The sequence below is a fragment of the Alicyclobacillus sendaiensis NBRC 100866 genome (assembly GCF_001552675.1).
GTDB lineage: Bacteria > Bacillota > Bacilli > Alicyclobacillales > Alicyclobacillaceae > Alicyclobacillus > Alicyclobacillus sendaiensis.
The window spans coordinates 1-8,827 of record NZ_BCRQ01000082.1 but is presented as its reverse complement, the minus strand read 5'-3'; the positions used below and the strand labels follow the sequence as shown (position 1 = coordinate 8,827).

At 59.8% G+C, this 8,827-nt stretch carries 11 protein-coding genes; 4 read left to right on the top strand and 7 right to left on the bottom strand.

Annotated elements, in window-relative coordinates; genetic code table 11:
- On the bottom strand, positions 1 to 329 hold a 329-nt coding region (locus AS26_RS14340), incomplete at its 3' end, for an alpha-helical endospore appendage domain-containing protein (protein WP_505592646.1).
- A gap of 208 nt (positions 330 to 537) precedes the next feature.
- Complete coding sequence (locus AS26_RS12590) at positions 538 to 2,031, bottom strand: aldehyde dehydrogenase family protein (protein ID WP_062310196.1); 1,494 nt, start codon at positions 2,029 to 2,031, stop codon at positions 538 to 540.
- 410 nt (positions 2,032 to 2,441) lie between these two features.
- Between AS26_RS12590 and AS26_RS12585 the strand changes: the two genes are divergently transcribed.
- The 3 genes from AS26_RS12585 to AS26_RS12575 all read left to right on the top strand — a co-directional run bounded on the left by AS26_RS12585 (position 2,442) and on the right by AS26_RS12575 (position 5,730).
- Positions 2,442 to 4,034 carry an APC family permease gene (locus tag AS26_RS12585; protein WP_062310191.1) on the top strand — a complete coding sequence of 531 codons (1,593 nt, stop codon included), beginning with the start codon at positions 2,442 to 2,444 and terminating at the stop codon, positions 4,032 to 4,034.
- 306 nt (positions 4,035 to 4,340) lie between these two features.
- Entirely contained in the window at positions 4,341 to 5,063 is a 723-nt protein-coding gene (locus AS26_RS12580) for a methyl-accepting chemotaxis protein (protein WP_245629770.1), read from the top strand.
- Between the two features lie 115 nt (positions 5,064 to 5,178).
- Positions 5,179 to 5,730, top strand: coding sequence for a DJ-1/PfpI family protein (locus AS26_RS12575; protein ID WP_062310186.1), 552 nt, complete (start codon positions 5,179 to 5,181; stop codon positions 5,728 to 5,730).
- Positions 5,731 to 5,777: 47 nt separating this feature from the next.
- On the opposite strand, the gene AS26_RS12570 is transcribed toward AS26_RS12575, so the two are convergent.
- The 5 genes from AS26_RS12570 to AS26_RS12550 are packed head-to-tail and all read right to left on the bottom strand — an operon-like array spanning position 5,778 to position 7,179.
- Positions 5,778 to 6,026, bottom strand: a complete 249-nt coding sequence (locus AS26_RS12570) for a hypothetical protein (protein ID WP_062310180.1) — start codon at positions 6,024 to 6,026, stop codon at positions 5,778 to 5,780.
- Between the two features lie 37 nt (positions 6,027 to 6,063).
- A complete protein-coding gene (locus tag AS26_RS12565; protein WP_062310176.1) occupies positions 6,064 to 6,336 on the bottom strand; it encodes a hypothetical protein in 273 nt (90 codons plus the stop codon).
- A gap of 7 nt (positions 6,337 to 6,343) precedes the next feature.
- Positions 6,344 to 6,598 (bottom strand): hypothetical protein, encoded by a 255-nt coding sequence (locus AS26_RS12560; RefSeq protein WP_062310173.1) that lies wholly within the window; start codon positions 6,596 to 6,598, stop codon positions 6,344 to 6,346.
- A 40-nt stretch (positions 6,599 to 6,638) separates the two neighbouring features.
- Positions 6,639 to 6,887, bottom strand: a complete 249-nt coding sequence (locus AS26_RS12555; RefSeq protein ID WP_062310170.1) for a hypothetical protein — start codon at positions 6,885 to 6,887, stop codon at positions 6,639 to 6,641.
- A gap of 43 nt (positions 6,888 to 6,930) precedes the next feature.
- On the bottom strand, positions 6,931 to 7,179 hold the full coding sequence (locus tag AS26_RS12550) for a hypothetical protein (RefSeq protein ID WP_062310167.1): 249 nt from the start codon (positions 7,177 to 7,179) through the stop codon (positions 6,931 to 6,933).
- A gap of 230 nt (positions 7,180 to 7,409) precedes the next feature.
- On the opposite strand from AS26_RS12550, the gene AS26_RS12545 reads away from it, so the two are divergent.
- Positions 7,410 to 8,827: glycosyltransferase (locus tag AS26_RS12545; protein ID WP_169793506.1), on the top strand; the 1,418-nt coding region annotated here is incomplete at its 3' end.

Genomic DNA, 8,827 nt, shown 5'->3' with positions numbered 1-8,827 from the left:
CCAGTGGGCCCCGTCGGTCCAGTGGGCCCCGTCGGTCCAGTGGGCCCCGTCGGTCCCGTCGGCCCCGTGGGTCCGGTAGGTCCCGTAGGTCCCGTGGGCCCGACGTTCGCCAGCGACATCACGTTGCTGAGCTTGCTGTCCAAGATCAGCTCCTTGCGGATGATGTTATCCAGCGTCGTGTTGACCGACTGATTGAGGGTGAGCAAGTCTTCGAGCGACGGCTGCGTGCCTGTAGCACCCGTCAGCGTGCCGAGGACGTACTGAATTTTTTCCGCCTCGGCATTCAGGTGCCCGAGCCCAAGCTCCTCCATCGCGATGGAGGAGAGCAACAGGTTGACGGCGTCGTCTCAGGTGAGAGAGATGGACGGATTGATATTCGGGATGTTGGGTTGTGACACCGGGCGTCCTCCTCGCCAAAACGATCTCTTTCTGCCTACGATAAGCGAGCGTGGAAGTGCCGGTGTCTACAAATGTCTAACTGGAATGAGGTTGGGCAACAAAATAGGCCCGGCACTCGGCCGGGCCTTCGGCGGACGTTCAGCTGAGGCTGATCCACACGTCCTTCACTTCGGTGTAGTTGTTGAGGGCGTACGATCCCATCTCGCGGCCGATGCCGGATTGCTTGTAACCGCCGAAGGGCGCAGCTGCGTCGAACACGTTGTAGCAGTTGACCCACACGGTTCCCGCCTTCAGCTTGCTCGCGATGTAGTGCGCGTTCCGAATGTTCTCCGTCCACACGCCAGCCGCCAGGCCGTATTCCGTGTCATTCGCGCGGGCGATGACTTCGTCCAAGTCCTCGAACGGCATCGCCGCCACCACGGGGCCGAAGATCTCTTCGCGCGCGATGGTCATGTCGTCGCGGACGTTGGCGAAGATGGTCGGCTGCACGAAATAGCCGCGGTCGGTCGCCTTGCCGCCGCCGACCAAGACCTCGGCGCCCTCTTCGACGCCCTTCTCAATGTAGCCCAGCACGCGCTTCTCTTGTTCGTCCGAGACCAGCGGTCCCATTTCGGTGCCTTGATCCAAGCCTGGGCCTTGGTGAATCTTCTTGGCGAGGGAGACGAGATCGGCCACCACGTTGTCGTACGCTTTTTTCTGCACGAACAGGCGCGATCCGGCGCAACACACCTGGCCCTGGTTGAACATGATGCCCATGAACGCGCCGGGGATGGCACGGGTCATGTCGGCGTCCGGGAGGATGATGTTCGGCGATTTGCCGCCGAGCTCGAGCGTCACCCGCTTCAGCGTCGCCGCGGCATTGCGCATGATGAGCTTGCCGACCTCCGTCGATCCCGTGAACGCAATCTTGTTGACATCCGGGTGCTCCACCAGCGCCTGCCCAGCGGTCTCCCCGAATCCAGGGACGACGTTGACGACGCCCGGCGGGAAACCGGCCTCCTGGATCAGCTTCGCGAGGTAGAGCGCCGAAAGCGGCGTTTGCTCTGCGGGCTTCAGCACCACCGTGCAGCCCATGGCAAGGGCGGCGCCGATCTTCCAGCACGCCATGAGGAGCGGGAAGTTCCACGGGATGATCTGGCCCACGACGCCCACGGGCTCGTGCCGCGTGTAGTTGAAGTACTTGCCGGCGACCGGAATGGTCTGTCCCACGACCTTGGTGGGCCATCCGGCATAGTAGCGGATGTGCTCAATGCTGAGCGGCAAATCCGCGTTGAGGGACTCGCGGATGGGTTTCCCGTTGTCCAGCGTCTCGAGCTGGGCGAGTTGCAACTTATGTTCTTCCATGAGGTCTGCCAGCCTGTAGAGCAGCCGGGACCGTTCGGCGGCGCTCATGCGCGACCACGGGCCCGATTCGAAGGCTCGGCGAGCAGCTTTCACGGCGCGATCAATGTCCGGAGCCTCCGCCTCCGCCACCTCGGCCAGGACCTCTTCCGTTGCCGGGTTGATAGACTTGAATGTCTTGCCTGAAACAGAGGGAACGAATTCGCCGTCAATGAACAAGCCTTTGGGACCCTTGAGAAACTCGACGACATCCGGATGCAGAGCGCTTGCATTCACTTCTTGAACTGCCATCCATGTCCCCTCCTTACGTGATCAGAAAACGGTAGGAAACCGATTTCAACTCCATCATATTAAGAGACTTGCGAAGATTCAACCCCTTGAAATAGGGTTCGCGGGCCTTTCACTTTTTGCCCAACCTCATTCTATGAGCGCACGCGCCCAATCATGTCCGAGATTGCGGGGGGCGAATGGCTCTTTCTAGGTGTGAATATTATGAATTCAATGTCCATGCGAAACAGGTCGAAATGGTCCATGAATTCCAATAAGTATCTCGGTTGACATAGGTAATCTGTTTGCGGCATCATGGGGCGTATGGTGGACAGTTTGCGCTCAATGGAGGTGCATGAAAGCGATCACGTCGGGTGCCCGCGGGCCTTTTCCTCGCGCGGGTTCACACGCCATTTGAACAAGGGAGGAGTTTCATGGACAAGGGCATGCGCCGGGAGATCCATCTCGTCGCGCTGACCATGACCGGGCTTGGGTCCATCATCGGCTCGGGCTGGTTGTTCGGCGCGTGGAAAGCCGCCAAAGTCGCCGGACCGGCCGCGATTGTGGCCTGGGTCTTGGGGATGGCCGTCATTTTGCTCATTGGCCTTGTCTACGCGGAGCTTGGCCCCATGTTTCCGCGCTCCGGCGGCATGGTGCGGTATGCGCACTACTCGCACGGGTCGTTCGTTGGCTTTTTGTCGGGCTGGGCCAACTGGATTGCCATCGCATCCGTGATTCCGGTTGAGGCCGAGGCGTCGATTCAATACATGAGCTCGTGGCCGTGGCACTGGGCCGCGTGGACCCACCATCTGTACGTCAACAAGACGCTCACGCTGCCTGGCCTGCTGTTGGCAGCCATCCTCGTCTTCATCTATTTCCTGCTCAATTACTGGACGGTCAAGCTGTTCGCACGGGCCAACACGGCCATCACGGTGTTCAAGTTCGTCATTCCTGCGCTCACCGTCCTTGGTCTCGTTGCGGCGCATTTTGACACGCACAACTTCACGCAGTACGGCGGGTTCGCCCCGAACGGCTGGGCGAGCGTGCTGACAGCCATTGCGACGTCCGGCGTCATCTTTGCGTTTAACGGGTTTCAGAGCCCCGTCAATCTGGCGGGCGAGGCGCGCAATCCGAGCCGCAACGTGCCGCTGGCCGTGATTGGTTCGGTGTTGCTCGCCGGCATCATCTATCTGTGCCTGCAGACCGCGTTCATCGGCTCGATGCCTCGCAACCTGTTGAGCCATGGCTGGGCGGCCATCAATCTCAAGTCGCCGTTTGCCGATCTCGCCCTCGCCCTGAACGTCAACTGGCTCGCCATCGTGTTGTTCCTGGACGCGTTCGTATCGCCCTCAGGCACCGGCATCACCTACACGGCGACGACCGCGCGCATGGTGCACGGCATGGAGGCGAACGGCTATTTCCCCAAGGTGTTCGGACGGATTCACCCTCGCTACGGCGTGCCACGCGCGGCGATGTGGTTGAACCTCGTCATCGCCTACATCTTCATGCTGATGTTCCGCGGGTGGGGCGAGCTGTCGGGCGTCATCTCGGTCGCCACGCTCATCTCCTACGTCACGGGCCCCATCGCCGTGATGGCGTTCCGCAAGATGGGCAAACACGTGAATCACCCCGTGCGCGTGCCGGGCATGTCTCTCATTGCGCCCATCGCGTTCATCTTCGCGTCGCTCATCCTGTATTGGGCGCAGTGGCCTCTCACGGGCGAGGTCATCATCGTCATCATCATCGGATTGCCGGTGTACTTCTACTACACGGCGAAGGCGGGCTGGCGCGGATTTTCGGAACACTTCCGGCGCGGGCTGTGGCTGATTGTGTATCTCTTGTGGATGGCGCTCGTGTCGTTCCTTGGCAGCAGCAAGTTCGGCGGCGTCGGCGTCCTGCCCTACGGCTGGGACATGGTAGTGGTCGCCGTCTCTGCGCTCATCTTCTACGTCTGGGGCGTGCGCAGTGGATTCCCGAAGCCCAACTTCCCCGAGGGCGAAAATCCGCAGCTTGTCGACGCAGAGTGATGGTCAATGGGAAAGGGGCGCCAGGTGGCTGGCGCCCCTTTGGTTTGCGCTTCTTCTCGAATGCGTTTCTTTGCGAAAGAAGGAGCATGCCCTGCGTGTGTGGAACGGATGATCGAAAGGAGCATGGCTGAGCGTGGAGGAGGATGTGTGTGGAAGTCGGATCGGATGCCCTGTCGAAGCAACATCTGGACGTCCATCCAGCGCTCGAGGGTGCGATTCGCTTCGCAAGGTTGGCCCAGCGGGCCTTTCTGAACGATGTGGCCATCCTCGTGGCGGGATCGGACGCGAGTTCGGGCGGTGGTCCCTGTGCGGACCTTTCAACTGACGGCTGCGGAGGGGTACGAGCTCCGGCCTGGCGACGGGTTGTATGAGGCGGTGCAGGAAGGGCATGTGCGCCAAGTTCGCCTGGATGCGTCTCTGCTCGGCGTGCCCGTGGTGGTGAAGGCGGTGCCTATCGGCGCGGAGGGCGGCGAAACGGTGGGGGTCTTCGGCGCGTGCATCCGCGTGGACGCTGAGGAGCGCCTGGTCGGCCTGGCCACGACGCTTTCTTCGTCCGTACAGCAGACGAGTGCGACGTTGCAGGAGATGGCTGCGTCCATGCAGGTCCTGGCCGCGAGCCTCGGCGACATCGCGCGCGAGTCCCGCTCCGTGCTGAACGCCGTGCGCGACGTGCGCTCCATCTCGGACGAGGTGCGGGAGATTGCGGACACGAGTCGCATCCTTGGTCTGAACGCCTCGATTGAGGCGTCGCGGGCAGGCGAGAGCGGCCGGGGATTCGCCGTGATTGCGCGCGAGATTCGTCGGTTGGCCGAAGGCGCGAGAGCGCAGACGGACGTGATCGCCCAGAACACGCGCCGCATGGTGGAGATGCTGGAGGCGCTCAACGAGGCCATCGAGCGGGTGGATAGGGAGGCGGAAGCGGAGCGCTCGGCCATGGAAGCCTTGGCCTCGTCGATGCAAGGGGTGAGCCAGGTGGCCGTCGATCTCGTCGCCTTCGCCGAGCAGATGGCACGCGCCGGCGGCGGGTGATCCGGGTGCTCGAATGGTGTCGAAACGCAGGCGTGGACGAGATGTCTGAAATCCCATACAATGGGGATGGACGCCGTGTGAGGCGTTCAATCGGAACGAGGAGAGGGATGTTCAGATGGCCAAGAAGGTGCTGATCTTAGCGGGAGACGCGGTCGAAGCCCTGGAAATTTACTATCCTTATTACCGACTCCTCGAGGAGGGAATCGACGCCGTCATTGCAGCGCCGAGCAAGAAGACTCTGAACACCGTCGTCCACGATTTTACGGGTTGGGAGACGTATACGGAGAAACCGGGATACCTCATTCAAGCGCACGCGGCCTTTGCCGACATTCGGCCGGAGGAGTTCGATGGCCTCATCCTGCCTGGCGGCCGCGCGCCGGAGTACATCCGGTTGAACGAGCACGTGCCGCGCATCGTGGGCCATTTCTTCGACGCGAATAAGCCGGTTGGCGCCATTTGTCATGCCGCCCAGGTCCTCGAGGTGGTGCGCGACAAGCTGAAGGGGCGCACCATGACGGCGTATATCGCCTGCAAGCCGAGCGTCGAGGGCATGGGCGCGAAGTACGCCTCGGAGACGCTGTATGTGGAAGGGAACCTCGTGTCCGGTCACGCGTGGCCAGATCTGCCTGGTTTCATGCGCGAGTTTCTGAAACTGCTGAACGCCTGACCCAAGCTGGCCGCCCTCGTGGGCGGCCGCTTTTGGAACTTGTTCCTTCAACACTGGATGCCCCACGTCGGTTTGAAGTCCTGGTCCAAGATGAGGCCGTCGAAAAGCTCGTAGCTATCCACGTTCAGGTTGCGCGTGAGCCAATGGACGTTGTGAGAGCCTAACACAGCGGCCTGCGCGGCGTTCGATTTGACATGCGCGTCCCAGCCGCCGATGTTGATCTCGCCTATGAAAATGCCCGCGTTCTGTTGCGGTGTGTTGCTCAGAATGGCCTGAAACGCAATGACCGTCGGCACGCCTCGCCCCCCAGTCCAACACGCAGGAACGCTGTCGCTAGAAGTTCCACTCGTAATTCACCTTCAGGTCTTGATCGTGAATGACCCCGTCCATCAGTTCGAAGCTGTCAAACAGCGCGTTGGCGCTGATGAAGAAGTTGCACACGCCTGCGTCGAGCGCCTTGCCTGCGCCATATTTCTGATTGGCGTCCCAGCCGCCGGTGTTGATCTGACCGAGAAACACGCCCGCGTTCTGCTGGGGCGACATGGTGTTCAGCACACCGCTCAGAATCAAGACAGGAATGGGAATCGCCTCCTTCGCCGCGGACATGGGCTCATCACACGTTGCCCTCGACGTCCGGTTTCAGGTCAAGGGTGTTCACTTGACCGTCGATGAACTCGAAGCTGTCGAATAGGAGGCTCCAGATCTGCAGATTGTAGCTCATCACGTCGTAATTGCCGCTCTTTCCAGCCTGAAACTTCATGTTCGCATCCCAGCCGCCGTTGTTGACTTGGCCGATGAACGTCCCCGCGTTCTGCTGGGGTGTCATGGAGTTGTTGGCTCCAATCAAGACGAGCGCAGGAATGGCCATTCCCTCCCATCGTCGCTGTCGACGCGCCTGGCGGCCCTGATCACAGATTGTTGCCGAAGACGGGCTTCGCGTCCGCGTCGTTGATGGCTCCGTCCACGACCTCAAAGCAGTCGAGATTCAGGTTGTAAAAGCCAGGGTTCCAGTTAAAAAAGCCGAATTCTCCGCCGTGTGCCTGGCTCATTTTCCGGTTGGTGTCCCAGCCGGCGAAGTTGTACTCGCCGACGAACGCGCCCGCGTTTTGCTGAGGCGTGTTCATGAGAAGCGAGCCGAGTAAAATGACGCTTGGCATGTCGCAGCAACCCTCCGCCTGCGTACTATCCGCCGCGCATGTTTCACGCGTTGGCACCCACGGTGAGCTTGAAGTCCGTGTCGTTGATGGCTCCATCCACCCCTTCGAAGTTGTCCACGTTCACGTTTACCATGCCGGCCAGGACGTTGAAGGCGCCGTACGTGCCGCTGTACGCATTGGACATCTTGCGGTTGGCGTCCCACCCGCCGACATTTCCCTCGCCGAGAAAGATGCCGGCGTTTTGAACCGCAGCATCTGCGGCTGCCGTGCCAATCACGATGAGCGAAGGCATGAAGCGCCCCCTTCCGTGGGTGAGGAGTCCGTACCCATGTGTACAGCGTATGCCGGAGGTGGTTTGTCTCAATACGCTTTTGATTGTGCGCCATTTAGTTTTATGATTTTATTTGGTGTGATGGTGGTCATCCGAGTCGCGTGTTCCATGCGTATCTCCATTCGAATGACTGACGAATGAACATTGGACTGGAATCTCGTGGTCCAACATACTTAGGGGACGGAGTATGCATGGCCAACGAATGCAGTTTTCACACTGAGAAAATACCCTTGGGTACTCTGATGGTCGAACGAGGGATTCTGACGCCTGAACAACTCGAAGCTGCGCTTCTTGAGCAAGCGGCTACCGGGGGACGATTGGGGGACATCGTTGTAGCACGCGGCTATGCGAAGCCGGTCGACGTATACCGCGTTCTGGCGGAACAACTCAAGCACGATAGGGTGATTTGGCCGCCTCGGCTTCAAACCCTCCGGAAGCTTCCGGAAGATGTGGCGCGCAGGCTGGGGGCGGTCGTGATCGACGAGGACGCATCCCAGATTTGGGTCGCTGTTCACGATATCCTGGACGAGGTACGCATGCGCGAGCTCACAAAGTATCTCGATAAACCGATTCGTCAACAGCTTGCCACCCGGTATGAACTTGATCAGCTGTGGAACTTGGTGTACGCAGATGAGATGCGATTTGAAAGTGTGGAGCGGCTTGCCGAGGAACAGCCTCAGAATTCGGCGTCTTTCCTCCTGACGCGAACACAAATCGGAGTAGGTCTTTTGGTGCTCTTGGCCTTGGGCGCTGGTTTTGCCTTGGCACCCCGAAAAACAGCTCTCGCCATCAATGTGGTGTTGCAGATTTGTTATGCCTTGTTCGCATGGATGAAGGGCGTGATGCTGTATCGCGGTGTGCAGGGGGAGGGGGTTGTTTCCGTGACGGACGACGATTTGGCCTCGCTGTCTGAACGAGAGTTGCCGACATACACCATTCTCGTGCCGCTCTATCGCGAGGCGAATGTGTTGCCTGGTCTTTTGGAACACCTCATGAAGCTTGACTATCCGAAACATAAACTGGATATTCGTCTGCTGTTCGAAGAAGACGATGTGGAGACGCTGGAAGCGGCGCGAGCCCTATCGCCGCCGTACTATGTCTCATTTGTGGTCGTGCCTAAGTCCCATCCGCAGACGAAGCCTAAGGCGTGCAATTTCGGCTTGATTCACGCACGAGGAGAGTTTGTGGTGATCTACGATGCCGAAGATCGCCCAGAATTCGACCAATTGAAGAAAGTCGTCGCGGCGTTCCGCAAGCTCCCGGCTCATTATGCGTGCGTGCAGGCGAAACTCAACTATTACAATGCGAGCCAGAACCTACTCACCCGCTGGTTTGCTCAGGAGTACAGCAACTGGTTCGGAATCTTGCTTCCTGGTGTCATGGCTATGAACGTTCCCATTCCGCTTGGCGGGACCTCGAACCACTTTCGAACGGAGGTTTTGAGAAAAGTAGGCGCGTGGGATCCGTTCAATGTGACGGAAGACGCCGATCTCGGTGTTCGTTTGTATAAACATGGATACCAGACGGCCCTGGTCGATTCTACTACGTGGGAAGAGGCCAATAGCCGCGTCCGCTCCTGGGTTCGGCAGCGAGCCCGATGGGTGAAGGG

Bases quoted from the DNA above. Each gene is read 5' to 3' on its own strand.
- AS26_RS12560 (WP_062310173.1), bottom strand. From the start codon at position 6,598: ATGGCCATTCCTGCGCTCGTCTTGATTGGAGCCAACAACTCCATGACA.
- AS26_RS12590 (WP_062310196.1), bottom strand. From the start codon at position 2,031: ATGGCAGTTCAAGAAGTGAATGCAAGCGCTCTGCATCCGGATGTCGTC.
- AS26_RS12585 (WP_062310191.1), top strand. From the start codon at position 2,442: ATGGACAAGGGCATGCGCCGGGAGATCCATCTCGTCGCGCTGACCATG.
- AS26_RS12565 (WP_062310176.1), bottom strand. From the start codon at position 6,336: ATGTCCGCGGCGAAGGAGGCGATTCCCATTCCTGTCTTGATTCTGAGC.
- AS26_RS12555 (WP_062310170.1), bottom strand. From the start codon at position 6,887: ATGCCAAGCGTCATTTTACTCGGCTCGCTTCTCATGAACACGCCTCAG.
- AS26_RS12550 (WP_062310167.1), bottom strand. From the start codon at position 7,179: ATGCCTTCGCTCATCGTGATTGGCACGGCAGCCGCAGATGCTGCGGTT.
- AS26_RS12575 (WP_062310186.1), top strand. From the start codon at position 5,179: ATGGCCAAGAAGGTGCTGATCTTAGCGGGAGACGCGGTCGAAGCCCTG.